The organism is Cellulosimicrobium funkei (genome assembly GCF_004519295.1).
In the GTDB taxonomy this organism is placed as follows: Bacteria; Actinomycetota; Actinomycetes; order Actinomycetales; family Cellulomonadaceae; genus Cellulosimicrobium; species Cellulosimicrobium funkei.
The window spans coordinates 180,596-205,671 of the sequence record NZ_SOZH01000003.1 but is presented as its reverse complement, the minus strand read 5'-3'; the positions used below and the strand labels follow the sequence as shown (position 1 = coordinate 205,671).

Below are 25,076 nucleotides of genomic sequence, written 5' to 3'. Positions count from 1 at the left end.
CCCTTCCCGGCTCTGCTCGCACGCGGCGCCCCTCCCACGGAGGGCGGGCGCCGTCGTGCGTCCAGCCTAGTCGCCGCCGGTCACGACGGGCCTGCCAGACCCGCCAGCAGCGCGGCGGCGTCCGGGCTCGCGTCGAGCAGCGCCCCGATGTGGGCGCGCGTCCCGCGCAGCGGGTCCATCATCGGGACGCGCTGGAGCGACGGCGCGCCCGGCACGTCGAAGATCACCGAGTCCCAGCTCGCCGCGGAGACCTCGTCGCCGTAGCGCGCCATGACCTCGCCGCGGAAGAACGCGCGCGTGTCCTCGGGCGCGTGGTGCACCGCCGCGCCGACCTCGCGCTCGGTGACCACGCGGTCCACGGCGTCGGCGGCGAGGAGGCGGTGGTAGATGCCGCGCTCGGGCCGCACGTCGGACCACTGGAGGTCCATCGCCGCGAGGCGCGAGTGGCCCCAGTCGAGACCGTCGCGCTCGCGCAGGCGGTCGAGGAGCCGCAGCTTCGCGACCCACTCGACGTCGCGCCCGCACGCGTCGCGGTCGGTCGCCAGACGGTCGAGCACCGAGCGCCACCGCGCGAGCACGTCGCGCGTCGGGGCGTCGACCCCGTCCGGTCCCGCGAGGCGCTCCGCCGCGTCGGCGGCGACCTCCAGGTACTCGCGCTGGATCTCGCGCGCCGTCAGCTCGCGCCCGTCGGCGAGGGTGAGGCGACGCGTCAGGTCGAGGTCGCGGCTCACACGCTGGACGTCCGCGACCGGGTCCGCGAGGCGCAGCCCGGCCAGGCGGGCGCGCACCTCCGGGCCGAGCTCTTCCAGGTGCTCGACGACGAAGAGCACGAGCGACGTCGTGCCCGTCTTGAGGTAGGTCGCGGTCTCGAACATGTTCGCGTCGCCGATGATGAGGTGCAGCCGGCGCCAGCGCTGCCGGTCCGCGTGCGGCTCGTCGCGCGTGTTGACGATGGGGCGGCGCAGCGTCGTCTCCAGCCCGACCTCCGCCTCGACGTAGTCAGCGCGCTGAGAGATCTGGAACCCGTGCTCCTCCCCCGCCGGGCCGAGCCCCACGCGCCCCGAGCCGCCGAACACCTGCCGGGTCACGAGGAACGGCGTGAGCATCTCCACGAGGACGCCGAACGGCACCTCGCGGTCGACGAGGAAGTTCTCGTGGGTCCCGTAGCTCGCGCCCTTGCCGTCGACGTTGTTCTTGTAGAGCACGACGCCGCCGCCCGGCACCTGGGCCAGCTCGCGCGCCGCGGCGAGCATGACCCGCTCCCCCGCGACGTCCCAGCACACGACGTCGTGCGGCACCGTGACCTCGGGCGAGGAGTACTCGGGGTGCGCGTGGTCGACGTAGAGCCGGGCTCCGTTGGTGAGGATGACGTTCGCCGCGCTCGGGTCGTCGTACTCCTCCGTCGTCGGTCGCGCGACCTCTTGGAGGGAGGCCCCGGCGGCGCCGCCCTCCGCGGCCCGGTCGACCGGCCCCGACGGCGCGGGGCGCGACGGGTCGTCCGTGAGGAGGGAGGGGTGCGCCGACGCGCGCGGCACGTGGAACCCCCGCGCGTCCTGCAGCGGGTCCTCGTCGTCGTAGTCCCAGCGCGCCCGGCCCCGGGCGCCGTCGCTGCGCGCGGCGAGCGCCCGGTACGTGGTGACGACCTGGCTCGACATGAGCATCGGGTTCGCCATCGGCTTCCCCGGCTGCAGGACGCCGTACTCCGTCTCGATCCCCATGACCCGTCGTACGCTCACACGCTCACCCTATGTCCGCCCTCCGACGCCGCGCCGCGCCGTCCACGGGGCGGCGCGACCACCCCTGCTTACAGGTACTGGCCGGTGTTGGTGACCGTGTCGATGGTGCGCGGCGAGCCGCCCTCCCCCTTCTTCTGGACGATCGTGCGGATGAAGACGATGCGCTCGCCCTTCTTCCCGCTGATGCGCGCCCAGTCGTCGGGGTTGGTGGTGTTCGGCAGGTCCTCGTTCTCCTTGAACTCGTCGACGCACGCGGCGAGCAGGTGGTCGACGCGGATGCCGCGCTGGCCCGTGGCCAGGAGGTCCTTGATCGCCGACTTCTTCGCGCGGTCCACGACGTTCTGGATCATCGCGCCCGAGTTGAAGTCCTTGAAGTACAGGATCTCCTTGTCGCCGCTGGCGTAGGTGACCTCGAGGAACTGGTTCTCCTCCTCCTCGGAGTACATGCGCTCCACGACCGAGCGGATCATCGCGTCGAGGGCCTCGCGCTGGTTGCCGCCGTGCTCGGCGAGGTCGGCCGCGTGGATCGGCAGGTCCTCCGTGAGGTACTTGGCGAAGATCTCCTTGGCGCCCTCGGCGTCGGGCCGCTCGATCTTGATCTTCACGTCGAGGCGCCCGGGCCGCAGGATGGCAGGGTCGATCATGTCCTCGCGGTTCGACGCCCCGATGACGATGACGTTGTCCAGCCGCTCGACGCCGTCGATCTCGGCGAGGAGCTGGGGCACGATCGTCGTCTCGACGTCGGACGACAGGCCCGTCCCGCGGGTGCGGAACAGCGATTCCATCTCGTCGAAGAACACGACGACGGGCGTCCCCTGCGACGCCTTCTCCCGAGCGCGGGCGAAGATCAGCCGGATGTGCCGCTCGGTCTCGCCCACGTACTTGTTGAGCAGCTCGGGGCCCTTGACGTTGAGGAAGTAGCTGCGCGCCGCGCCCGAGCCGTCCTCCACCTGCTCGCCGCGCGCCCGCGCCACGGTGTGCGCGAGCGAGTTGGCGACGGCCTTGGCGATGAGCGTCTTGCCGCACCCGGGCGGCCCGTACAGCAGGACGCCCTTGGGCGGGTGCAGGCCGTGCTCGCGGAACAGGTCGGGGTGCGTGAACGGCAGCTCGACGGCGTCGCGGATCTGCTCGATCTGCGGGCCGAGACCGCCGATGTCCTCGTACTCGATGTCCGGGACCTCTTCGAGGACGAGCTCCTCGACCTCGGACTTCGGGATGACCTCGAACACGAAGCCGCTGCGCGTGTCGATGGTGAGCGAGTCGCCGACGCGGAGCGTCGTGCGCGCGACCGACCCGGCGAGCCGCACGACCCGCTCCTCGTCGGCCCGGCCGACGACGAGCACGCGGTCGGCGTCGAGGATCTCCTTGACCGTGACGATCTCGCCCGTGCGCTCGTAACCGCCCGCGGCGACGACGGTCATCGCCTCGTTGAGCTTGACCTCCTGGCCCGGGCGCAGGCGCTGGACGTCGAGGCTGGGGCTCGCGCCGACGTGCATCTTGCGCCCGGCGGCGGACACGTCGACCGACCCGTCCGGGTGCGCGGCGAGGAACACCGCGTACGTGCCCGGCGGCTTGGCGAGGTCGTCGATCTGCCGCTTGAGGTCGAGGATCTGGTCCCGGGCCGCGCGCAGCGCCTCGGCGAGCCTCTCGTTCTTCGCGGACAGCAGCGCGAGCTCGCGCGCGCCGTCCTGCGGGGCCTGGTCGCTACGGCCGAATGTCTCGCTCATCGGGTGTCCCTCTCGCCGCCGGCTCGCCCGACCACGGGTGGACGGCGGACGACGGGCCTCGCGAGGCGCCCGTGCCGACCATCGTCCGGCGGTCGGGTGTAGACCTTAGGCACAAGTCTCGCCCGTGCACACGGACGACACCCAGGGTGAGACGGCGGCGCCCCGATCGTTACCGGACCGTCACGCGCCCGACACGTCGGGCGCCCCGCCGGCCTCGTCCGCGCCCTGCTGCACGCCGTGCTCCGCGCCACGGTCCGTGCTCTGCTCGGCGCCCGGACCGGTCGTCTGCTCGGGGCCCTGGCCGACGTCGCGCCGCACGCGCCGGATCTTCTTCTCGGAGACCGGGCGCTCGCCCAGCTCCTCGGGCGACCACTGCTCCGCGTCGGTCGGGTACGCGCCCTTGGCCGGGCGGCGCTTGCGCTCGGGCGGCGCGACGCCGTCCGCGAGGCGCCGTGCGGTGAGCAGGAACCCGGTGTGCCCGATCATGCGGTGCTGCGGCCGCACCGCAAGACCCTCGAGGTGCCAGCCGCGCACCATCGACTCCCACGCGACGGGCTCCGCGTAGCGGCCGTCGGCCCGCAGGTCCTCCGCGAGGCGCGAGAGCTGGGTCGTCGTGGCGACGTAGCACACGAGGACGCCGCCGGGCACGAGCGCGCGCGCGACGACGTCGAGGTTCTCCCAGGGCGCGAGCATGTCGAGCACGACGCGGTCGACCGTGCCGTCCTCGGCGACGGTCGGGAGCACGTCGGCGAGGTCGCCCACGGACAGCGTCCAGGCCGGGTGCTCGCCGCCGAAGAACGTCTCGACGTTGCCGCGCGCGATCGCGGCGAAGTCCTCGCGCCGCTCGATCGAGTGCAGCTCGCCCGCGTCGCCGACGGCGCGCAGCAGCGACATCGTCAGCGCGCCCGACCCGACGCCCGCCTCGACGACGCGCGCGCCCGGGAAGATGTCCGCCATCGCGACGATCTGGCCGGCGTCCTTCGGGTAGACGACCGCCGCGCCGCGGGGCATCGAGAGCACGTAGTCCGCGAGGAGCGGGCGCATCGCGAGGTACTCGATCTCGGCGGTGTTGCGCACGACGCTGCCCTCGGGGCGGCCGATGAGGTCGTCGTGCCGCAGGTAGCCCTTGTGCGTGTGGAACGTCGCGCCCGGCGCGAGCGTGATGGTGTGCAGGCGACCGCGCGGGTCCGTGAGCTGGACCTTGTCCCCCACGCGGAGCGGGCCGCGGCGCTCGTCCGCGCCCGTCGCGCCGGGGCGGTCGGACGCGCCGTGCGCGGGGGCGGCTGCGCCGTCCCCACCGGGCTGCGGGGTCGGGTGGCCGGGCGTGGTGGCGGGCTCGGAGGTCACGGGCGACCATCCTACGGGCCGCCCGCCCCGCGCCCGACGCCGGTCGGTCGCGCGCGCGGACGACGCGCCGGTCACCGTCCGCGTCGGGCGTCCCGCAGTGCCGCGACGACCCGGGCGACCTCGAGCGCGCCGACGACGCGGCCGCCGTCGGTCACGACGACGACCGCCGCGTCCCGCCCGACGCGCGAGAGCTCGGCGAGCATGTCCTGCCCCGCACCGTGGGCGTCGATCGTCGCGGCCCCGGGCAGGGGCACGGCGACGGCGCCGACCGGGGTCGTCTCCGCGGCGTCGGGCGGCACGGCCGCAGCCGCGGCGGGATCCACGTACCCGAGGGGCCGGCCTGCGCCGTCCACCAGGACGGCCACCACGTGCGGACCGCCCGCGAGCGCCACCGAGCGCCCGACCGCGCCGACCGTCGCCGTGGACGGCACGGCGACCGCGGGGCGCGCGAGGCTGCGGACGGTGAGCCCGGACACCGCCTCGCGGGTGCGCCCGAAGGTGATGGCCTGCCCCGCGCCGCTCCACAGGAACGCCCCGATGAGCGCCGCCCAGGCGACGGTCCACAGGTCCGGCCGTCCGCCGTAGGTCAGCGGCCACACGAGCGCCCACGCGACGACCCCGACGGCGACCGCGCGCCCGACCCATCCCGCTGCGACCGTGCCCTTCGTCCGCGACCCGGTCGCGGCCCACACGGCGGACTCGAGGATCTGGCCGCCGTCGAGCGGGAGGCCGGGCAGGAGGTTGAAGAAGCCGACGAACGCGTTGGAGAACGCGGCCGCGTACAGCAGGAGGGCGGGCACGGAGAAGGTCGGCTGCGCCTGGAACGTCACCCAGAACACGACCGCGAGCGCCAGGTTGGTCAGCGGTCCGACGACCGAGACGAGGAAGCCGTCGAGCGGGCGCGCCGACGTCCCGGAGTACGCCGTGTGGCCGCCCCAGAGCGTCACCGCGAGCTCGGTCACGTGCTGACCCCGGGCGCGCGCGACGAGCGCGTGGGCGACCTCGTGCAGGAAGACGGACGCGAAGAGCAGCAGCACGAACGCGAAGGACACGAGGTAGATCTCGGGGCCGAGGTGCGGGGCGAGCCGCTGCACCGTCGGCGCGAAGAGGACCGTGAGGATCGCCGCGGCGAGGAACCACGACGGCGTGAGGATCACCGGTGCGCCGACGACGCGGCCGATCACCCAGCCCTTCGTGCGCGGGCCTGCCGGTGCGGGCGTGCGGGGTGCTCGAGGTTCGGGTCCGTCCACCCTGAGAGCCTATGCGCTCGGCAGGTCCGTCCCCGACGGCCCGCGCACCGTCGGGCAGGCCGTCCGGGCGCCTCAGGCGGCGTCGTCCTCCATGAGGTCGACGACGTCGCCCGCGACGAGACGCGCCAGGAGCGCGACGTCGACGAGCTCGAGCGACGGCGTCCGGCTCAGGCCCGGCGCCGGGAGCACCGGGACCACGGCCTCGACGCCCAGCGTCGCGGCCCCTGCGGCGCGGGCCGAGGCGATCCCCGCCGGCGAGTCCTCGATCGCGACGCAACGCGTGACGTCTACGCCCAGGCGCTGCGCGGCGAGGAGGTAGGGCTCCGGGTCGGGCTTGCCGCGCTCGACCTCGTCGCCGCAGACCAGCACCTGGAACGCGTCCGGCGGCGCCATCTCGGCGACGGGCTGGGCGAGCTCGCGGTAGGACATCGTGACGAGCGCGCAGGGCACGCCCGCCTCGCCCAGCGCCGTGAGGAGCTCGCGCGCGCCGGGCTGCCACGGCACCTCGACCCGCACCTGCTCGATCACGCGCCCGATGAGGAACGCCACGATCTCGTCCACCGGCAGGTCGACGCCGCCGCGCTCGCGCAGGATGCGCGCCGACTCGCGCAGCGGGTTCCCGACGAGCGACATCGCGTCCTCGTGCGTCCACGTGCCGCCGTGCGCGGCGACGAGCTCGTGCTCCGCCGCGATCCAGTAGGGCTCGGTGTCGACGAGCGTCCCGTCCATGTCCCACAGGACTGCCTCGGGCAACGCCGGGGCGTCGGGACGCTCGGCAGAGCGCTGACCTGCGGACGTGCTGTCAGGGCGAAAAGGCAAAGCGGTCTCCATCAACGGTCGTACGACGAACCCCTGCACCCTCGACCCTAACCGGGCGGCTCCGCCGCGGGCGCGCCGCCGTTCCTGGGCGTGCGGTCGCGCGCGACGGCTTCTGGCGACGCCGCTCCCGAACTCGCGCGCCGGTCGACAGAAGCGTCCGGCTTCCCTAGGCTGCTGAGCGCCCGCCACCGCCGTCGGGCCCGACGAAGGAGTCGCCATGTCCGCACCCCCCGTCCGCCGCCCGCTCGCGCTCGCCCTCGCCGGGGTGCTCGTGCTCGCCGGGACCGCGCTCCCCGCGAGCGCCGCCGTCCCCGACCCCGTGGTGACCGGCCCGGTGCCCGCGACGACGGCGCCCGGCGATCCCGCCCATGGATATCCCTTCCTCGCGACCGACTACGACCTGGCCGCGCGCGGCTACGTCGAGGAGGAGTTCTTCGTCGAGGGCGAGGCGACCCGCTACCAGGCGGACGGCGTGACGGACGCGACGGTCCTCAGCACCGGGCACGCGTTCCGGACCCGCGTCGTGGTGCGCCGGCCCGTCGACCCCGCGACGTTCAACGGCACGGTGATCGCCGAGTGGTACAACGTCTCGAACCAGTGGGACCAGGAGGTCGACTGGTTCCAGACGCACGAGCACCTGGTGCGCGAGGGCTACGCGTGGGTCGGGGTGTCGGCGCAGCGGGCGGGCGTGCACTCGCCCACCGGCCTACGGGCCTGGAACCCCGAGCGCTACGGCACGCTCGACCTCACCGACGGCGGCACCGTGACCGACGACACCCTCTCGTGGGACGTCTTCAGCCAGGCCGTGGCCGCGGTGCGCGACCCCGCGGGCACGGCGCCGCTCGGTCCGCTCGAGGCGGAGCGCGTCGTCGCGACCGGGCACTCGCAGTCGGCGGGGCGGCTGTGGTCGTACGTGAACTCGGTCGACCCGCTCGCGGGGGTCGTCGACGCCGTCGTGCTGCACGGCGGGGGCGGCCTGCTGCGCGACGACCTCGAGACGCCGGTGTTCAAGATCAACAGCGAGACCGACGTCGCGATCGACCTCCTCGGGGCGGCGCAGCGCCAGCCCGACACCGACCTGCGGCGCACGTGGGAGGTCGCGGGCGCGTCGCACGGCGACTGGAAGCTCATCACCGACTACGGGCGGCTGCGGATCCGCGACGTCGGCTCCGCGCCCGGCGGCTACCCCGGGACGCCGCAGACGTGCGAGGAGCCGTCCGGCTCCCGGGTACCTCAGCACCTCGTCCAGGCGTCGGTGTACGACCACGTGGCCGCGTGGGTCGCGGACGGGACGACCCCGCCGTCGGCGGCCCCCATCACGCTGTCCGACCAGGCGCCGCGCCAGGTGGTGCGCGACGAGCGCGGCCTGGGCCTGGGCGGCGTCCGGCTCGCTCAGCAGGACGTCCCGACGCGGATCAACTCCGGCGCCAACGCCGGGCCCGGGTTCTGCTTCCTCGACGGCGGCTCGCGCCCGGTCGACGACGCCACGCTCGCGGCCTGGTACCCGGACGTCGAGGACTACCGCGACGCCGTCGTCGCGTCGACCCGTGCCGCGGTGGAGGCGGGCTTCGTGGGTGCCGACGTCGCGGCCGACCCCTCCTGGTACACCGACGTCGTCGACCTCGTCGACGAGCGCGTCGCCGCGGGCACGGTCGAGCCGGAGGCCGGGGCGCAGGTCCAGGTCCGGATGCGGCGCGCGCTCGAGGCCGCGGACCGGCGTGACTGGGACGCGGCGCAGACCCTGGTCCAGGACGCGCTCGCTCTCGGCTCCACGGCGATCGAGGACGCCGGCGCGTCGGCGAGCGTCGTGCGGTCGACCACGGCCGTGCTCGGCGTCCTCGCGCTGTCCGCCGCCCTCGACGGCCCCGACGTCTCCGCGACCGCCGCCCCGCGGTGCCTGGCCGGGCGGGCGTACGTCGCGGTCCGCGCGACGAACGACGGCGCGGTGCCCGCGGACGTCACGCTGAGCACGCCGTTCGGTGAGCGCACCGTGGCGGGCGTCGCGCCCGGCGCGTCCGCGTACCAGTCGTTCTCGGCGCGCTCGGCCACGCTCGACGCGGGCAGCGCGCTGGTGACGGCCACGGGAGACGGGCGGTCGTCGTCGGACGACGTCGCCTACCCGGCGCTCGACTGCGGCTGAGGCGGCTACGCCGGGCGCGAACCCGCCCCGACGCCGTCGGGCCCGGCCGCATAGGCTGGGGTGATGACCGAGAACGCGACCGAGGGCACCCGCCAGACCGTGATGATCGCGGCGTTCGAGGGCTGGAACGACGCCGGGAGCGCCGCCACGGCCGCCCTCCAGCACCTGCACGAGGTGTGGGGCGCCGAGGACGTCGACGAGCTGGACCCGGAGGAGTACCACGACTTCCAGGTGAACCGCCCGGTCGTCACGACCGACGACGACGGCCGCCGCGAGATCACGTGGCCCACGACGACGATCGCGTCGGCGGTCCTGTCGCCGACGGGTCGCCGCGTGGTGCTCGTGCACGGCATCGAGCCGTCCATGCGCTGGCGCCGGTACTGCCGCGAGCTGCTCGACGTCGCGGAGGAGCACGGCGTGCGCACGGTCGTCACGCTCGGCGCGCTGCTCGCGGACGTGCCGCACACGCGGCCGATCCCCATGACGGCGACGTCGGAGAGCGTGGGCCTGCAGGCCGTGCTCGACGTCGAGCCGAGCACGTACGAGGGCCCGACGGGCATCGTCGGCGTCCTCCAGCACGCCGCGGCGGAGCGCGGGATGCAGTCCGTGTCGCTCTGGGCGGCCGTGCCGCACTACGTGGCGCACCCGCCGTCGCCCAAGGCGACGCTCGCGATCCTCGCGCGCATCGAGGAGCTGCTGTCCGAGCCGATCCCGCTGGGCGACCTGCCGGAGGACGCCGAGGCGTGGCAGCACGGCGTCGACGAGCTCGCCGCGGAGGACGCGGAGATCGCGGAGTACGTCCAGCAGCTCGAGGAGGCGAAGGACACGGCCGAGCTCCCCGAGGCGAGCGGCGAGGCCATCGCGCGCGAGTTCGAGCGCTACCTGCGCCGCCGCGACCGCGGCAACCCGGGCAAGGGCCCGACCGTCTGACGCACGGCCCGCCTCGCGGGCGGCGGTGTCAGCGCGGGGCGGCTCGTCAGAGCCGGACGCCCAGCAGGGCGTTCACCGCGCGCGCGACGACGCCCGGGGCGCCCTCCTCGTCGCGAGAGGTGTCACGACCGGGGCGCAGCGACTCCGCGGCCCAGGCGTCCACGACGGCGAGCGCCGTCGGGGCGTCGAGGTCGTCGGCGAGCGCGGCGCGCACGGCCGCGAGCGTCGCGGTCGCGTCCGGGCCACCGTTGCCGGACACGGCGTCGCGCCACGTCTCGAGACGTCGCACGCCCGCGGGCAGGTCGTCGTCGGTCCACTCCCACTCGCCGCGGTAGTGGTGCGCGAGCAGCGCGAGGCGGATCGCCATCGGGTCGACGCCCGTGGCCCGCAGGTTCGACACGAGCACGAGGTTGCCGCGCGACTTGCTCATCTTCTCGCCCTCGTACGCGACGAGTCCGGCGTGCACGTGCGCGCGGGGCGCACCGCCGCCCGCGAGCATGCGGTCGTGCGACGACGACATCTCGTGGTGCGGGAACAGCAGGTCCGCTCCCCCGCCCTGCACGTCGAACGGCAGGCCGAGCCCGTCGCGCGAGATGACCGCGCACTCCACGTGCCAGCCGGGGCGGCCGGTGCCGAGCGCGCCGCCGTCCCACGCGGGCTCGCCCGGGCGCTCGCGGCGCCACAGCAGCGGGTCGAGCACGTCCTTCTTGCCCTCGCGGTCGGGGTCGCCGCCGCGCTCGGCGAAGAGGTGCTCCATGACGTCGCGCGCGAGCCGTGAGACCGAGCCGAACGCGCGGTCGGCCGAGAGGTCGGCGTAGACGTCGCCCAGCCCGGGGTCCGTGCCACCGGCGCCGGGCTCGACCGGGACGCGGTACGCGAGGCCCGCGTCGAGGAGCTGGGTCACCGCGTCCACGACGGCGGGGATCGTCTCCACCGCGCCCTCGTAGACGTCGGGCGGGACGACGCCGAGCGCCGTCATGTCCTCGGCGAACAGCGCGGTCTGCTCGACGGCGAGCGCGCGCCAGTCGACGCCGGTCGCGGCGGCACGCTCCAGCAGCGGGTCGTCGACGTCGGTGACGTTCGACGCGTAGCGCACGCGGTGCCCGGCGTCCGTCCACGCGCGCACGAGCAGGTCGAACGCGACGTAGGTGGCCGCGTGGCCGATGTGCGTCGCGTCGTAGGGCGTGATGCCGCACACGTACAGGGTGGCGTCCTCGCCCGCGGCGGCGACGACGAGCTCACGGGTCGACGAGTCGTGCACCCGGACCGGGAGGCCTCGTCCGGGGAGCTCGGGGATCTGCGGGGCGGGCCAGCTGTGCACGCGTCAACCTTAGCCGCCGGGGCGCCGCCGTCGGACCGCCGTCCGGCACGCGGGCGAGGCGCGGCGCCGCGCCCGACGGCGACCGGGCAGGTCCGTGCGGGGCGCGGGACAATGCGGACGTGACGAACCCCACCGAGCCGCGGACGGGCACCCCGCCCGACGGCGCGCCCGCCCCCGCGCCCCGACGACCGACCGTGCGCGCCGTCGCGGCGTGGACGGTCGAGCCCGGCGCCGACGGCGTGCACCCGGCCGATCCCGGCACCCTGGACACGCCTGGCGACCGGCACGCCGCCCGCGCCACGGTGACCTGGGCGCGTCTGGAGGACCTCGACGCCGTGCTCGACGCCGCGGCCCAGGTCACGACCGGGGTGGGCCCGACGCGGCAGGACCTCGCGCGGCACAACCGCCACCCCTTGGCGCACGTGCGCCGCGTCGCGGCGGACTGGCTCCTCCTGGTGACCCCGACGGCATGGTTCACCGAGTCGGACCGCCAGGTGCACACGGGCCAGTTCGCCGCGCTGCTCGGCCCGGGCCTCGTCCTCACCGCCGAGGAGGGCGACGCGGACGTGCACGCGATCATGCTCGACAAGGTCGCCGCGCCCGGCGACCCCCACGGCTCGCCCGTCCAGCGGATCGTCTCCGCCGCGGTCCTCGCCATCGTCGGCGGCGCCTCGCAGGTCGAGCTGGGCCTGGGCGACGCCGTCGCCGACACCGAGCGCGTGGTGTTCGACCAGCAGCGCGAGGACCCGGTCGAGCGCATCTACGACCTCAAGCGCGAGATCACCGAGGCGCGGCGCGCCCTGATGCCCGTCACGGCGGAGCTGCCCGAGCTGCTCGACCCGGACGTCCCCGACCACCTCGGGGTGAACCGGCGCATGCTCGAGCGCGTCGTGACGACGGTCGAACGGATCGACCGGCACCTCGACGCGCACGACGACCTGCTCTCGGACATGCTCCAGGTCCACATGACCCAGGTCTCGGTGCGGCAGAACGAGGACATGCGCAAGATCTCGGCGTGGGCGGCGATCCTCGTGTACCCGACGATCGTCGCGGGCGTGTACGGGATGAACTTCCGCAACATGCCGGAGCTGCACTGGGCGTTCGGCTACCCCTTCGCGCTCGCCCTCATGGCGGGCGGCTGCGTCGTGCTCTACCGCGTCTTCAAGCGCGTCGGCTGGCTCTGACCGCGGCCCGAGAGGGTCACGGCGTCGAGACGGCCGTCCCGCCCGGCTCCAGCACGCCCACGAGCAGGAGCAGCACGACGAGCGCCGCGAGCACGAGGCGGTAGACCACGAACGGCGTGTAGCTGAAGGTCGAGACGATCTTGAGGAACGCGATGATGACGAAGTACCCGACGACGAACGCGACGAGCGTCGCGATGAGGGTCGCCCCGGCGCCGGGGGCCCCGGGGGCCGGCTCGTCCGCGGACTTGAAGAGCTGGTAGAAGCCCGAGCCCATGACGGCCGGGATCGCGAGGAGGAACGAGTAGCGCGCCGCCGCCTCGCGCGTGAAGCCCATGAGCAGGCCGGCGGTGATCGTGCCGCCCGAGCGCGAGACGCCGGGGACGAGCGCGAGCGCCTGCGCGAAGCCGAACGCGACCGCCTGCCCGGCCGAGAGCTCGCGCAGCGTGCGCCGCTTGGCGCCGATGCGGTCGGCCCAGCCGAGCAGGAGCGCGAACACCGCGAGCATGAGCGCCGTCAGGTAGAGGTTCCGGAACGTGTTCTCGATCGCGTCCTGGAACAGCAGGCCGAGCAGCACGATGGGCACCGAGCCGAGCGCGATGTACCAGGCCATCGCGGCGTCGTGGTCGTGCCGGCCGAGCCGCGCCCGCCAGTCCGTGCCGTGGTCGCCGCGCACCGAGCGCCACCACGCGGAGCAGATGCGCGCGATGTCCCGCCGGAAGTACAGCAGCACCGCCGTCTCGGTCCCGATCTGCGTGATCGCCGTGAAGGCGGCACCCGGGTCCTGCGACCCGATCAGCTCGCCGACGATGCGCAGGTGGGCGCTCGACGAGATCGGGAGGAACTCGGTCAGGCCTTGGACGAGGCCGAGGAGGACGGCTTCCCACGCGTTCACGAGCGGTCACGATACCCGCTCGGGGCGCGGCAGCCGCGCACGTGCGGGCCCGAGGCCGAGCGGGTGAACCTGGGCCGACCAGGTCCCCGACCGCGCGCCCCGACGGTCGCCCGCGGGCCCCCGCCGGTACCCTCGGCAACCATGGAGAACCGCCACCTCGGCAGCACCGGCCTGCGCGTGTCCGAGCTCGGGCTCGGCACCATGACGTGGGCCCGGGACACGGACGAGCTCGACGCGGCCGAGCAGCTGCGGGACTTCGTGGACGCCGGCGGCACCCTCGTGGACACGGCCGCCTCCTACGCCGACGGCGACGCCGAGTCGCTCCTCGGGTCGCTGCTCGGGGCGAAGGTCGACCGGCGCGACGTCCTGCTGTGCACCAAGGCGGGGGTGCGCCACACGCCGTCGGGCCCCGTGGTCGACGCGTCCCGCGGCGCGCTCCTCGACTCGCTCGACGACTCGCTCGCGCGCCTGGGCACCGACCACGTCGATCTGTTCCTCGTCCACGCGCCCGACCCGCGCACGCCGTTCACCGAGACGCTGTCGGCCCTGCGTCACGCGGTGACGTCCGGGCGCGCACGCTACGTCGGGCTGTCCAACCACCCGGGGTGGGCGACCGCGCGCGCCGCGACCCTGCTCGGCGGGACCGACGACGTCGGCCTCGCCGCCGTGCAGCTCGAGTACTCGCTGCTCCAACGCGGTGCCGAGCGCGAGGTCGTCCCGGCCGCCGAGTCGCTGGGCCTGGGCCTGCTCGCGTGGTCCCCGCTCGGGCGCGGCGTCCTCACCGGCAAGTACCGGCGCTCGCTCCCCGCCGACTCGCGGGGCGCGTCCCCGCACCTCGCCGGGTTCGTCGAGCCGTACCTCGACCACGCGTCGTCGGGGATCGTCGAGGCCGTCGTCACCGCCGCGGAGGGCCTGGGCCGCGCGCCGCTCGACGTCGCGCTCTCCTGGCTGCTGGGGCGCCCCGCGGTCGCGAGCGCGGTCGTCGGTGCGCGCACCCCTGCGCAGCTGCGCACGTCGCTCGCCGCGACCGACCTCGTGCTGCCCGACGCCGTGCGCGCCGCGCTCGACGACGTGAGCGCGCTCGACGTCGGCTATCCCGAGCGGTGGTGACCCCGCCCCTCCCTCGCCGGCCTCGGTCGGCTCAGCGCGCGCCGTCGGTCTCGAGCTCGCCGGAGAGGACGTCGTCGTCGAGCGTGTCGTCGAGGTCGTCGTCCTCCTCCGCGTCGTCGTCCTCGTCGTCCTCGTCGTCGTCCTCCTCCGCGAGGTAGAACGGCGTCGCCTCCCCGTGCACCTGTCCCAGCGCCTCGTCGTACACCTCGAAGGCGTCCCCGAGGACGTAGTAGGCGTCGTCGACCGCGGGGTCGTCCTCCCCGCGACGTGCGGCGACGGCGTTGTAGTGGGCTTCGAGCGCGGCGATGAACCGGTCGAGCGCGGCACGCGGGTCAGCGGTCATACCCTGACGGTAGCGCCGAGAGGGGCACAATGGCACTCGTTGGCCGGGTCGGTCCCACCACCCGGCCCGCGACCGAGACAGGCGAGAGAGGACGGTGGCACGTGGAGGAGAGGCCGACGTCACGCCGGAGGTCCGGATGGGCCGCGCACGGCGGGCAGTACGAGTACCGCGTCCTGACGATCGACCGCTCCACGAGCCGGTCGGACGCGAGCAGGCTCCTCACCGACGAGGCGGAGTACGGGCGCTGGGAGCTGGCCCGCACCCGGCTGTACGTCGGGGGCGAGCGCCGGGTCTGGCTGCGGCGCAAGATCATCCGGGTCAGCTCGACCCTGTGAGTCACGACCCGGTGAGAGCGGCGCGGTGAGCGGCGAGCACGCGGAGGCGTCGGACGTCTTCACGAAGTCGCGCGCCGCGGCTCCGGCGGGGTTCTTCCGCTGCGAGGCCGCCGGGCTGGCGTGGCTCGACGTCCCGAGCGGGCCGCGCGTCGCCCGGGTCCTCGACGTCGCCCCCGACCACCTCGACCTGGAGCGCGTGCCGACGACCGCACCGACCCGCGAGGCGGCTCGGGCGTTCGGGCGGGCGCTCGCCGTCGTGCACGACGCCGGGGCGCCGGCCTGGGGCGCGGCTCCGCCCGGGTGGTCGGGCGAGGCGTTCTTCGGCCCGCTCGACGACCCGCTGCCGCTGCCCACGGGTGCGTGGCCGGACTGGCCGACGTTCTACGCCGAGGCGCGCCTCCTGCCGGTCGCGCGGCAGGGACGCGACCGGGGCGCGCTCGACGCCGAGGACGCGCGGCTGCTCGACCGCCTCGCCGAACGCCTGCCCGACCTCGCCCGCCCCGCGCTCGACGACGCGCCCGCGCGCGTGCACGGCGACCTGTGGTCGGGCAACGTGCTGTGGGCGCCTCGCCGTCCCGGTCCCGGGGGTGGGCCCGACCGCGGCACGTCCGGCGCCGTGGAGGCGGTGCTCATCGACCCGGCCGCGCACGGCGGGCATCGCGAGGCCGACCTCGCGATGCTCGCGCTGTTCGGCGCGCCGTTCCTCGACGAGATCCTCGCCGCGTACGACGCCGCCCACCCGCTCGCGCGCGGGTGGCGCCACCGCGTCGCGCTGCACCAGGTGTACCCGGTCGCGGTGCACGCGGTGCTGTTCGGCGGCGGGTACCGCGCGCAGCTGCGCTCCTCCGTCCGGGCGCTGCTCGGCGAGACCTGACCGCGGTACGCCCGCCGGTCAGCAGGTGCGCAGGAGCCGGTCCAGGACACGCACGCCGAACCGCAGCGAGTCGACGGGCACGCGCTCGTCGACGCCGTGGAACATGCCGGCGAAGTCGAGGTCCGCGGGCAGGCGCAGCGGGGCGAAGCCGTAGCCCGTGATCCCGAGCCGGGCCAGCGACTTGTTGTCCGTGCCGCCGGACAGCGTGTACGGCAGCACCGTCGCCTCCGGGTCCTCCGCGAGCAGCGAGTCGACCATCGCGTCCACGAGGTCGCCCTCGAACGGCACCTCGAGCGCGATGTCGCGGTGGATCTCCTCGACCCGCACGTGCTCGCCCGCGAGCGCGCGGAGCGTCGCGAACCCGTCCTCCTCGTGGCCCGGGAGGAGGCGCGCGTCGATCGCGGCCTCGGCGCGGCCGGGGATGACGTTCGCCTTGTAGCCCGCGGAGAGCTGCGTCGGGTTCGACGTGTGCCGCACGGTGGCCCCGACGAACCGCGACGCCGGGCCGAGCGCGGCCACGAGGGCCTCGATCGTCCGGGAGTCCTCGGGGTCGTAGCGCAGGCCCGTGAGGTCCGCGACGCCGCGCAGCAGCTTGTCGACCGTCGGCGTGAGCGTGTTCGGCCAGTGGTGCGCCCCGATGCGCGCGACGGCCTCGGCGAGCCGCGTCACCGCGTTGTCGTCGTTCACCTGCGACCCGTGCCCGGCGCGGCCCTCCGCCACGAGGCGCAGCCAGGCGATGCCCTTCTCCGCCGTCTGGAGCAGGTAGGCCCGCCGCCCCCCGACCTCGACCGAGAACCCGCCGACCTCGCTGATCGCCTCGGTCGCGCCCTCGAACAGCTCGGGCCGGTGGTCGACGGCGTAGCGCGCCCCGTAGGCACCGCCCGCCTCCTCGTCCGCGAAGAACGCGACGACGACGTCGCGCGCGGGCTTGCGGCCCTCGCGCACCATCTGGCGCACGACCGCGAGGATCATCGCGTCCATGTCCTTCATGTCGACGGCGCCGCGCCCCCACAGCAGGCCGTCGATCTCCTCTCCCGCGAACGGGTCCACCGACCAGTCCTCCGCCTGCGCGGGGACGACGTCGAGGTGCCCGTGGAGCACGAGCGCCGGTCGCGTCGGGTCCGCGCCCTCGAGCCGCACGACGACGCTCGCCCGGCCGGGCTCCGACTCGAACAGCTCCGGCTCGAGCCCGACCTCGTGCAGCAGCCCCATGACGTACTCCGCGGCGGCCCGCTCCCCCGGGCCCGACCCGTCGCCGAAGTTCGACGTGTCGATCCGCAGCAGCTCGCGGCAGATCCGCACCACCTCGTCCTCCGCCCGCGGCACCGTGCCGGAGGGGACGTCGACGGTCGCCGGGGTGCGGGCGCTGGCCAGGGAGTCCGGGTGCGGAGCGGTCATGGCGACACGCTACCCGCCGCCGTCGGCCCGGCCGACCGACCCCGCCGCCCGCTCACATCCCGGACGTCCGTCGCCGGCCGAGCACGGGTCGCCGCTCGTCCGGCGCTCGGATCGGGCGGTAGCCGCACGCTCGGCCCCCGGGTCAGTGGCCGCCGTGGGAGTCGTGGGCGAGGCGGCGTGGCCCAGTGCCGTCGCCCGGGAGCGCGTCGGCGTCGTGGTCGGGATGGGTGCCGCCGTCGGGGACGTCGATACGGGACGGCGCCTGCTCGCCCGGGGCGACGACGGCGAGCTGGCCCATCATGCCGCGGTCCTCGTGCGTGAGGAGGTGGCAGTGGAACATGTACGGGGTGGTCGGGTCGGTCGTGCCCTCGGCGGCGTCGAACCGGACGAGCAGGCGCGTCACGTGCCCCGGCCGGACGTAGACCGTGTCCTGCCACCCGGCGAGGTCCGGCCCGGGCGGCTGCCCGGCGACGTCGAGGACGCGGAACTGGACGTCGTGCACGTGGAAGTTGTGCGGGGTGTCGTCGAGCCCGGTGACCTCCCACACCTCGGTCTCGCCGACCGTGACGACCTCGTCGATCCGCGCCATGTCCATGGAGCGTCCGTTGATCGCGGCCCCGGCGAGCTGGAAGCGGCGGGTGCGCACGGCGTCGGACTCGTCGAGTGCACCCGCGGGGTCGGCGGCGCCGAGCGTGCCCGGGACGTCGGGGCTCGGCTCGAGCGTGCCGGCCGCGCGAAGCTCGAGGAGGTCGAGGGTGTCGTCACCGCCCGAGAAGCGCTCGAACAACGGGTTGACGCCCAGCTCGGGCGGGAAGCTGCGCAGGACCGCGCGCTGCCCCGGAGCCATGGTCACGACGACTTCCGCCCGGTCGCCCGGGGAGAGGCGCACGCGCTCGACAGACTGCGGGACGGGTAGCAGCCCACCGTCGGTCCCGACGAGCTGGACCGTGCCGCCGTCGGCGAGGCCCACGTCGTAGACGCGCGAGTCGGAGCCGTTGAGCAGGCGCAGGCGGACGCGCTCGGTCGTGACGTCGAGGTAGGGCCCCGGTGTGCCGTTGACGAGCACCCTGTCGCCGAGCGGGCCGACCGGCGAGAGGAAGGAGACGGCGTCGTCGAGCCGCCCGTCGGCGTGAAAGCTCTTGTCCTGGAGGATGACGGGGACGTCGTCGACGCCGTACTCGTGCGGCAGGTCGGCGGCCGGGCCGTCGGCGGCGGCAGGGTCGTCGATGAGGAACATCCCCGCGAGCCCGCGGTACACCTGGCTCGCGGTCTGCCCGTGCAGGTGCGGGTGATACCAGAGGGTCGCGGCGGGCTGGTCGATCGTCCACGTGGGCGACCACGTCTCGCCCGGCTCGACCATCTGGTGGGGGCCGCCGTCCATCGCGGACGGCAGGTGCATGCCGTGCCAGTGGAGCGTCGTCGTCTCGTCGAGGGCGTTCGTCACGTCGACGCGCACGCGCTCCCCGCGCGCGGCCCGCAGGGTGGGGCCCAGGTAGTCGCCGTTCAGCCCGATCGTCGGGGTCGGGGCGGACGCGCCGAGGTCGGCGACGCCCTCGCGCGCCTCGAGCTCGAAGACGCGCACGCCGTCCTCCACGCGTGACTCCGCGCGCGGCGGGACGGCGAGCGGCCGCGTGAACTCCACGGCTCCCGCCGTGCTCGTCGCGGCGCGCGCCCACGCGACGCCCACGACCGCGGCGACGGCTCCGACGAACAGGACGACGACGAGCCCGAGCACGAGGAGGACGCGGGCGAGCGGGCCACGCCGCCGTCGCGGGCGACGCCCGGGCGGTCCGACGGGTGCCCCGGGGGTCGGGGGGACGGCGGGCGGCGGGGTGGTGTACGTGGTCGTCATCGGGTCTTCTCCAGGGTGGACGACGGCGGGCGGCGGGTGCGGTTCGACGGCGGCCCGGCGGTGCGGGCGACGCTGTCGACGCTAGGGACCGGGCGGTGCCGGGCGCGTCCGCTCGGAAGCGTACGCGCGCCCGGAACCGACCCCGAGCGCGCGCGGTCGCGGCTCGGGGTGGTGCCAGGGACGGGGCGGTCGCGGAGTCGGGGAGGCGGGGTGGCGCCGCGAGACGTCGGCTGGTCGGGCCTCAACGACGTCGGGTCGCGAGGAGACCGAGCGCCACGGCCCCCGCGAGCGCGCCCCAGGCCGAGTTGGTGAGCAGCATCGGGACGATCGCGACGGGGTGCGCGACGGGGCCCTGGAGCTCGCCGGTGAGGATCGGCGACAGCACGGCGCTGAGGAGCAGCGCGAGGACGCCGTAGGCGAGCCCGACGGCCACGCCGGTCGCGAGCGGGTGCGCCGGGTGGGCGACGACGATCGCGCCGACCCACACGACCGTGAGCACGAGGGTCGTGAGCAGGGGCGCGGCGGGCCTGCCGATCGTGTCGTCGAGGCCTGTGACGCTCAGGAGCGGTCGGACGAGCGCGAGCGCGCCGAGCCCGAGGACGAGCGGCCAGCTCAGCGAGGAGACGATCTCGCCGAGCGTGGAGCGGGGAGTCGGGTTCATGGCGTCGACGCTAGGGAGCCGCGGTGCGGCGCCGCGTCCGCCCCGGCGCGCGACGCGATGCGTCGTCCCGCGCCCCGCGCGTACGCGTCTCGACGTAGTCGACCCTGACGTGGACCCGCCCCGCGACGGACGCGCGTCGGGGTGCGTCTTCCTAGACTCGGTGGTCGTGACGTCCCGCGATCTCCCGCACGACCGGCCCGCCGGGTCGCCTTCCGCGACCCGGCCGTCGCGCCCGTCGCCCCCGCCGTGGCTCATCGACGCCCTGCTGGGGTTCGCGGTGTTCGACGTCGTCGCGTTCGCCATCGCCGCCGACGTCGGGGGCACGCGGGCCGACCCGTGGGTCGCGTACCCGATCGCCCTCGTGCTGGGTCTCCTCGTGCTCGGCCGGCGCCGCTTCCCCGTCGGGGTCCTCGTCGCGACCGCGCTGGTCATCTGCGCCTACTACACGCTCGACCTGCCCGCGATCGGCCTCGCCCTGCCCGTCTCGGTCGCCCTGTACTCGGCGGCCGTCGCGGGCCGGCTCGGCTGGGCCGTCGGGGTCGCGGCGGCGCTCGTCGTCGCCTCGACGTACTTCCGGCTCGCCGAGGGCGACGACGTCCGGTACGTCGTCGGCTACGAGCTGGCGACGACCGTGGCGCTCATGGCCGCGGCGATCGCCCTCGGGCATGGGTCGTTCACCCGCCGGCAGCGCGACGAGCAGCGGCGCCACGCGGACGCGCTGCGCGAGCAGACGCTCGAGCTCGAGTCCGCCGACCGGCTCGCGCACGACCGGGAGGCCGTCGCCCGCGACCTGCACGACGTCGTCGGGCACCACCTCGCCGTCGTCTCCCTGCACACGAACGTCGCCCGCGAGGCACTCGACGACGTGGAGGCCGTCGGTGCCGCACAGTCGGACGCGCTCGCGGCCGCGCGGGCCGAGCTCGAGCTCGTCCGGACGGCCACGACGACGGCCCTGGCGGACCTGCGCGCCACGGTGCGCGCGCTGCGCGGGACGGCCGCGCCCGCGGGGCTCGCGGACCAGGCGCGCATCGACCGGCTCGACGACCTCGCGCGCACGGCCCGGGCGGCCGGGCTCGACGTCACCCTCGACGTCGACCTGCCCTCGGGGACCGCGGAGGGCACCGCCGCGGGCGCGGCGGCGTACCGGGTCGTCCAGGAGGGCCTGACCAACGTGCTGCGGCACGCGGGGGCGCGCGCCGCCGTCGTCCGCGTGGCGCTGGAGCGCTCGCCCGGTGCACCGGGCGACGTGCTCGCGGTCGAGGTGCGCGACGACGGCCCCGGGGCTCGGGGCGAGGGGGACGCCACGGACCGTGGCGGGTTCGGGCTGCGCGGCCTGCGCGAGCGCGTCGCGGTCCTGGGCGGCACCGTCGAGGCCACCACGCCCGACAGCGGTGGGTTCCGGCTGCGGGCACGCGTGCCGCTCACGCCCGGCGCCGCGGTGAGCGGGACGGATTCCGCGCGGCGACCGCAGTCCTCGGGCGGGGGTGCCCCGTGATCCGCGTCGTGCTGGTCGACGACCAGCCCCTCGTCCGGACGGGCATCCGCGCGCTGCTCGAGCGGGCGGACGACGTCGAGGTCGTCGGCGAGGCGCCCGACGGCCGCGAGGGCGTCGCGCTCGTGCGCCGCGTGCGCCCCGACGTCGTCCTCATGGACCTCCAGATGCCCGTGCTCGACGGGATCGCGGCCACGCGTCAGATCGTCGACGATGCGGCCCCCGGCTCGGGGCTGCCGGGCGTCGCGACGGGGGCGGACGGTGCGGTGCCCGGACCGCGCGTCGTGGTCCTCACGACGTTCGACGACGACGCGAACCTCTTCGCGGCGCTGCGGGCCGGGGCGTCGGGCTTCCTGCTCAAGGACGCGAGCCCGGACGAGCTGCGCGGCGCGGTGCGCACGGCCGCCGCGGGCGACGCGCTGCTCTCCCCCGCGGTGACGGCGCGCGTGGTCGCGCAGGCGGTCGACGCCGGGCGGCGTGACGACGCGCTCGCCGCCGCGGTCGCCGACCGGCTCACGGACCGCGAGCGCGAGGTGCTCGCGCACGTCGGCCGCGGACTGACGAACGACGAGATCGGCGCGGCCCTGTTCATGAGCCCGGCGACGGCGCGCACGCACGTGGGCCGCATCCTCGCCAAGCTGGGGGTGCGGGACCGGGCCGGTCTCGTCGTCGTCGCCTACGAGACCGGCCTGGTCCGCCCGGGCACCCCGCCCAGGTAGAGCCGAGGTCCGCGAGGTAGAGGCGTGGTCACCACCACACCTCTACCTCGCGCTGCCACGGCTCTACCTCGCGACGGGAGTGGCCCCACCTCAGGCGTCGAGACCGCGACGCGCGAGGAGCGGCGCGATGTCGGCGTCGCGGCCGCGGAGCTCCCGGAACGACTGCAGCGGGTCCTGCGAGCCGCCGCGCGCGAGCAGCACGCGGCGGAAGCGCTCGCCGTTCTCGCGCGACAGGCCGCCGTTCTCGCGGTACCACTCGACCGTGTCGGCGTCGAGGACCTCGGACCAGATGTAGGAGTAGTACCCGGCCGCGTACCCGCCCCCGAACACGTGGTTGTAGTACGTCGTGCGGTAGCGCGGCGGGACGGGCGCGAACGCGACGCCCGCCGCCTCGAGCGCGGCGGCCTCGAACGGTACGACGTCGGCCTCCGACGCGGGGACGCCGTCGGGCCCGACCTGGTGCCAGGCCTGGTCGAGCAGCGCAGCGGCGAGGTACTCGGTCGTGCCGAAGCCCTCGTTGAACTGGCGCGAGGCGAGCATCGTGTCGACCCACTCGGCGGGCATCGGCTCGCCCGTGACGTGGTGCACCGCGTAGGAGCGCAGGACCGTCGGCTCCCACGCCCACATCTCGTTGACCTGCGAGGGGTACTCGACGAAGTCGCGCGGCACCTCGGTGCCGGACTGCGACGGGTAGCGCACGTCGGAGAACAGGCCGTGCAGCGCGTGCCCGAACTCGTGGAAGAGCGTGATGACCTCGTCCCAGACGAGCAGCGTGGGCTGGCCGGCCGGCGGCTTGACGATGTTGAGGTTGTTGACGACGACCGGCTTCTGCCCGAGCAGGTGGTTCTGGTCGACGAGGTTGTTCATCCAGGCGCCACCGCGCTTGGACTCGCGCGTGTACCAGTCGGCGAGGAAGAGACCCAGGCCCTGGCCCGGCTCCCCCGGCGTCTCGGCGTCGAACACCTCGAAGACGCGCACGTCCGGGTGGTACCCGACGAGGTCGTGGCGCTCGGCGAAAGAGATGCCGAACAGGCGGTTCGCGGCCAGGAACACGCCGTCGTGCACGACGCGCTCGAGCTCGAGGTACGGGCGCAGCAGCGCGTCGTCGAGCGCGTAGCGGTCCTTGCGCACGCGCTCGGCGTAGAACGACCAGTCGGACGCGCGCAGCGTCGCGCCCGGCTCGTCGGCCCGCAGCGCCGTCTCGAGGTCGGCCGCCTCGCGGCGCGCGTTCGCGACGGCGGCGGGAGCGAGCCGCCCGAGCATCGCGTTCACGGCCTCGGTCGTCTTGGCGGTCGCGTCCTCCGCGACGTACGCGGCGTGGTGCTCGTAACCGAGCAGGCGTGCGCGCTCGGCGCGCAGGCGCACGGTCTCGAGCACGATCTCGCGCGTGTCGTGGTCGTCGCCGGTCGCACCGCGCGACTCCGACGCCTGCTGCACGCGCTCGCGCACGTCGCGACGCGCGAGCGAGGCGAGGACGCCCTGCTGGGTGGGGAGCTGCATCTCCAGCAGCCACGCGCCCTCGTGCCCCCGCGCGGCGGCGGCCGCCGCCGCGCCCGCGACGGCGTCCTCGGCGAGGCCGTCGAGCTCCGCACTGTCGGTGACGAGCACGCTCGCGGCGTTCGCGCCCGCGAGCAGCTTGCGGCCGAACGCGGCCTCGAGCGTGGTCAGGCGGCCGTTGAGCGCGCGCAGGCGCTCCTGCTGCTCCGTGTCGAGCTCCACGCCCGAGCGGCGGAACCGGACGAGCAGCGTGCGGAGCAGCCACGCGGCGTCGGGCTCGAGGGTCTGCTCGCCGGCGTCCGCCGCGTCCTGGAGCGCGCGGGCGCGGGCGTAGAGGCGCGCGTCCATGTAGATCGCGTCGTGGTGCGCGGCGAGCTCCGGCGCGAACTCCTCCTCGATCTGCTCCAGGCCCGGCGTCGCGTCGGCCGAGAGCTGGTTGTAGAACGCGTTGAGCACGCGCGCGAGGTCGCGGCCCGACCGCTCGAGCGCCTCGAGCACGCTCGCGGCGGTGGGCGGCGCGTCGTCGGTCGCGACCGCCTCGATCGCCGCGCGCTGCGCGGCCGTCGCGGCCCGCAGCGCCGGGAGGTAGTGCTCCTCACGGATCGCGTCGTAGTCGGGCAGCTCGTACGGCAGCACCGACGGCGCCGCGAACGGGTTGGCGGGGTCGAGGTCGAGAAGGGCCGGCGCGGTGGTGGGCGCGGGCGCGTCGGCGCGCGTCGTGGGCTCGGAGGTCATGGTGCCCATCTTGGCCCGCGGGCGGGCACGACGGAAACGGATACCTCGCCGCCCGGGAGCTCCGTGGCGGTACGGCGTCAGGCCGCGCGGCCCGACGGCGGCGCGTCCGCCGGCCACGGCTCCGCCGGCTCGCGCGGGTCGTCGGGCAGGAGCGTGCCGAGCCACGCGTCACGTCGCTCGCCACGCTGCAGCGCGAAGCCGCGCACCGTGCCCTCGACCCGGAAGCCGAGGCGCCACGCGGTCCGGCGCGAGGGCCAGTTGCCGACGTACGCCTGCCAGAAGAGCCGCGCGAGACCCGCCCCCTCGGGGTCGAAAGCCCAGTCGACGACGAGGCGGCCCGCAGCCGTCATGAGGCCCCGGCCCCGGGCACCGGGGGCGGTCCAGTAGCCGATCTCGGCCGACCGCCGGCCCTCGGGCGCGTCGTCGAGGCTCAGGCCGATCATGCCGAGGACCGGGCCCACGCCGTCGGGACCGGGGATGCCCGAGCGGCCCGCGCTCTCGCGCACGCCCCACGTGAGGACGTCCCCGCGCTCCCACCCGGGACCGACGTACTCCTCGACGAACTGCACCGCGTCCGCGCGCGTGTACGGCGACGGCACCACCGTCCATGCGGCGACGTCCGGGTCCTGGCACGCGGCCGTGATCGCGTCGACGTCGTCGAGGGTCGGGGTCGACAGGTGGACGTGGCCGTCGTCGAGGGCGAAGGGGTGCACC

At 75.3% G+C, this 25,076-nt stretch carries 21 protein-coding genes; 8 read left to right on the top strand and 13 right to left on the bottom strand.

What is annotated here, in order from left to right; genetic code table 11:
* Nucleotides 1-80: 80 nt before the first annotated feature.
* The 5 genes from dop to E1O70_RS03915 all read right to left on the bottom strand — a co-directional run bounded on the left by dop (nt 81) and on the right by E1O70_RS03915 (nt 6,813).
* Nucleotides 81-1,718, bottom strand: a complete 1,638-nt coding sequence (gene dop, locus E1O70_RS03935) for a depupylase/deamidase Dop (protein WP_061267736.1) — start codon at nt 1,716-1,718, stop codon at nt 81-83.
* Between the two features lie 86 nt (nt 1,719-1,804).
* Nucleotides 1,805-3,463 carry a proteasome ATPase gene (arc, locus tag E1O70_RS03930; RefSeq protein WP_021479740.1) on the bottom strand — a complete coding sequence of 553 codons (1,659 nt, stop codon included), beginning with the start codon at nt 3,461-3,463 and terminating at the stop codon, nt 1,805-1,807.
* Between the two features lie 180 nt (nt 3,464-3,643).
* Complete coding sequence (locus tag E1O70_RS03925) at nt 3,644-4,675, bottom strand: tRNA (adenine-N1)-methyltransferase (protein ID WP_228485415.1); 1,032 nt, start codon at nt 4,673-4,675, stop codon at nt 3,644-3,646.
* 206 nt (nt 4,676-4,881) lie between these two features.
* The gene (locus tag E1O70_RS03920) at nt 4,882-6,060 is read right to left on the bottom strand and encodes a site-2 protease family protein (protein ID WP_061267735.1); all 1,179 of its coding nucleotides are present in this window, start codon (nt 6,058-6,060) and stop codon (nt 4,882-4,884) included.
* Nucleotides 6,061-6,132: 72 nt separating this feature from the next.
* The gene (locus E1O70_RS03915; protein ID WP_255218745.1) at nt 6,133-6,813 is read right to left on the bottom strand and encodes an HAD family hydrolase; all 681 of its coding nucleotides are present in this window, start codon (nt 6,811-6,813) and stop codon (nt 6,133-6,135) included.
* 283 nt (nt 6,814-7,096) lie between these two features.
* Between E1O70_RS03915 and E1O70_RS03910 the strand changes: the two genes are divergently transcribed.
* Both E1O70_RS03910 and E1O70_RS03905 read left to right on the top strand, forming a co-directional pair.
* Nucleotides 7,097-9,019, top strand: coding sequence for an alpha/beta hydrolase domain-containing protein (locus E1O70_RS03910; RefSeq protein ID WP_061267733.1), 1,923 nt, complete (start codon nt 7,097-7,099; stop codon nt 9,017-9,019).
* A 63-nt stretch (nt 9,020-9,082) separates the two neighbouring features.
* Nucleotides 9,083-9,949, top strand: coding sequence for a PAC2 family protein (locus E1O70_RS03905; protein WP_021482086.1), 867 nt, complete (start codon nt 9,083-9,085; stop codon nt 9,947-9,949).
* A gap of 46 nt (nt 9,950-9,995) precedes the next feature.
* Here the strand turns inward: E1O70_RS03905 and mshC are convergent, their stop codons facing one another.
* Nucleotides 9,996-11,270, bottom strand: a complete 1,275-nt coding sequence (mshC, locus tag E1O70_RS03900; RefSeq protein ID WP_061267732.1) for a cysteine--1-D-myo-inosityl 2-amino-2-deoxy-alpha-D-glucopyranoside ligase — start codon at nt 11,268-11,270, stop codon at nt 9,996-9,998.
* Between the two features lie 119 nt (nt 11,271-11,389).
* On the opposite strand from mshC, the gene E1O70_RS03895 reads away from it, so the two are divergent.
* Nucleotides 11,390-12,454: a CorA family divalent cation transporter gene (locus E1O70_RS03895; RefSeq protein WP_061267731.1), complete on the top strand. Its 1,065-nt coding sequence runs from the start codon at nt 11,390-11,392 to the stop codon at nt 12,452-12,454.
* Nucleotides 12,455-12,470: 16 nt separating this feature from the next.
* On the opposite strand, the gene E1O70_RS03890 is transcribed toward E1O70_RS03895, so the two are convergent.
* Entirely contained in the window at nt 12,471-13,346 is an 876-nt protein-coding gene (locus tag E1O70_RS03890) for an undecaprenyl-diphosphate phosphatase (RefSeq protein ID WP_061267730.1), read from the bottom strand.
* A 141-nt stretch (nt 13,347-13,487) separates the two neighbouring features.
* Here E1O70_RS03890 and E1O70_RS03885 point away from each other — a divergent pair, with 141 nt between their 5' ends.
* Entirely contained in the window at nt 13,488-14,456 is a 969-nt protein-coding gene (locus E1O70_RS03885) for an aldo/keto reductase (RefSeq protein ID WP_061267729.1), read from the top strand.
* A 31-nt stretch (nt 14,457-14,487) separates the two neighbouring features.
* On the opposite strand, the gene E1O70_RS03880 is transcribed toward E1O70_RS03885, so the two are convergent.
* On the bottom strand, nt 14,488-14,799 hold the full coding sequence (locus E1O70_RS03880) for a hypothetical protein (protein WP_034651396.1): 312 nt from the start codon (nt 14,797-14,799) through the stop codon (nt 14,488-14,490).
* A gap of 101 nt (nt 14,800-14,900) precedes the next feature.
* Between E1O70_RS03880 and E1O70_RS03875 the strand changes: the two genes are divergently transcribed.
* Together E1O70_RS03875 and E1O70_RS03870 are read left to right on the top strand one after the other, a co-directional pair.
* Nucleotides 14,901-15,134: a DUF5703 family protein gene (locus E1O70_RS03875; RefSeq protein WP_009861400.1), complete on the top strand. Its 234-nt coding sequence runs from the start codon at nt 14,901-14,903 to the stop codon at nt 15,132-15,134.
* A gap of 25 nt (nt 15,135-15,159) precedes the next feature.
* The gene (locus E1O70_RS03870; RefSeq protein WP_061267728.1) at nt 15,160-16,008 is read left to right on the top strand and encodes a fructosamine kinase family protein; all 849 of its coding nucleotides are present in this window, start codon (nt 15,160-15,162) and stop codon (nt 16,006-16,008) included.
* Nucleotides 16,009-16,026: 18 nt separating this feature from the next.
* On the opposite strand, the gene E1O70_RS03865 is transcribed toward E1O70_RS03870, so the two are convergent.
* From E1O70_RS03865 to E1O70_RS03855, 3 genes are all read right to left on the bottom strand, one after another.
* On the bottom strand, nt 16,027-17,406 hold the full coding sequence (locus E1O70_RS03865; protein WP_082774445.1) for a M20/M25/M40 family metallo-hydrolase: 1,380 nt from the start codon (nt 17,404-17,406) through the stop codon (nt 16,027-16,029).
* A 142-nt stretch (nt 17,407-17,548) separates the two neighbouring features.
* Nucleotides 17,549-19,258: a multicopper oxidase family protein gene (locus E1O70_RS03860; RefSeq protein WP_082774444.1), complete on the bottom strand. Its 1,710-nt coding sequence runs from the start codon at nt 19,256-19,258 to the stop codon at nt 17,549-17,551.
* A gap of 241 nt (nt 19,259-19,499) precedes the next feature.
* A complete protein-coding gene (locus tag E1O70_RS03855; RefSeq protein WP_061267727.1) occupies nt 19,500-19,919 on the bottom strand; it encodes a hypothetical protein in 420 nt (139 codons plus the stop codon).
* Nucleotides 19,920-20,085: 166 nt separating this feature from the next.
* Between E1O70_RS03855 and E1O70_RS03850 the strand changes: the two genes are divergently transcribed.
* On the top strand, nt 20,086-21,414 hold the full coding sequence (locus tag E1O70_RS03850) for a sensor histidine kinase (RefSeq protein ID WP_205688607.1): 1,329 nt from the start codon (nt 20,086-20,088) through the stop codon (nt 21,412-21,414).
* Complete coding sequence (locus E1O70_RS03845; protein WP_061267726.1) at nt 21,411-22,130, top strand: response regulator; 720 nt, start codon at nt 21,411-21,413, stop codon at nt 22,128-22,130. Before E1O70_RS03850 ends, E1O70_RS03845 begins: the two co-directional genes overlap by 4 nt.
* A 90-nt stretch (nt 22,131-22,220) precedes the next feature.
* Here E1O70_RS03845 and E1O70_RS03840 read toward each other — a convergent pair whose 3' ends face one another.
* On the bottom strand, nt 22,221-24,362 hold the full coding sequence (locus tag E1O70_RS03840) for a M3 family metallopeptidase (RefSeq protein WP_061267773.1): 2,142 nt from the start codon (nt 24,360-24,362) through the stop codon (nt 22,221-22,223).
* 77 nt (nt 24,363-24,439) lie between these two features.
* The gene (locus E1O70_RS03835; RefSeq protein WP_061267725.1) at nt 24,440-25,075 is read right to left on the bottom strand and encodes a GNAT family N-acetyltransferase; all 636 of its coding nucleotides are present in this window, start codon (nt 25,073-25,075) and stop codon (nt 24,440-24,442) included.
* Nucleotide 25,076 lies beyond the last annotated feature (1 nt).

Bases quoted from the DNA above. Each gene is read 5' to 3' on its own strand.
- dop (WP_061267736.1), bottom strand. From the start codon at position 1,718: ATGGGGATCGAGACGGAGTACGGCGTCCTGCAGCCGGGGAAGCCGATG.
- arc (WP_021479740.1), bottom strand. From the start codon at position 3,463: ATGAGCGAGACATTCGGCCGTAGCGACCAGGCCCCGCAGGACGGCGCG.
- E1O70_RS03910 (WP_061267733.1), top strand. From the start codon at position 7,097: ATGTCCGCACCCCCCGTCCGCCGCCCGCTCGCGCTCGCCCTCGCCGGG.
- E1O70_RS03905 (WP_021482086.1), top strand. From the start codon at position 9,083: ATGACCGAGAACGCGACCGAGGGCACCCGCCAGACCGTGATGATCGCG.
- E1O70_RS03885 (WP_061267729.1), top strand. From the start codon at position 13,488: ATGGAGAACCGCCACCTCGGCAGCACCGGCCTGCGCGTGTCCGAGCTC.
- E1O70_RS03880 (WP_034651396.1), bottom strand. From the start codon at position 14,799: ATGACCGCTGACCCGCGTGCCGCGCTCGACCGGTTCATCGCCGCGCTC.
- E1O70_RS03865 (WP_082774445.1), bottom strand. From the start codon at position 17,406: ATGACCGCTCCGCACCCGGACTCCCTGGCCAGCGCCCGCACCCCGGCG.
- E1O70_RS03860 (WP_082774444.1), bottom strand. From the start codon at position 19,258: ATGACGACCACGTACACCACCCCGCCGCCCGCCGTCCCCCCGACCCCC.
- E1O70_RS03855 (WP_061267727.1), bottom strand. From the start codon at position 19,919: ATGAACCCGACTCCCCGCTCCACGCTCGGCGAGATCGTCTCCTCGCTG.
- E1O70_RS03840 (WP_061267773.1), bottom strand. From the start codon at position 24,362: ATGACCTCCGAGCCCACGACGCGCGCCGACGCGCCCGCGCCCACCACC.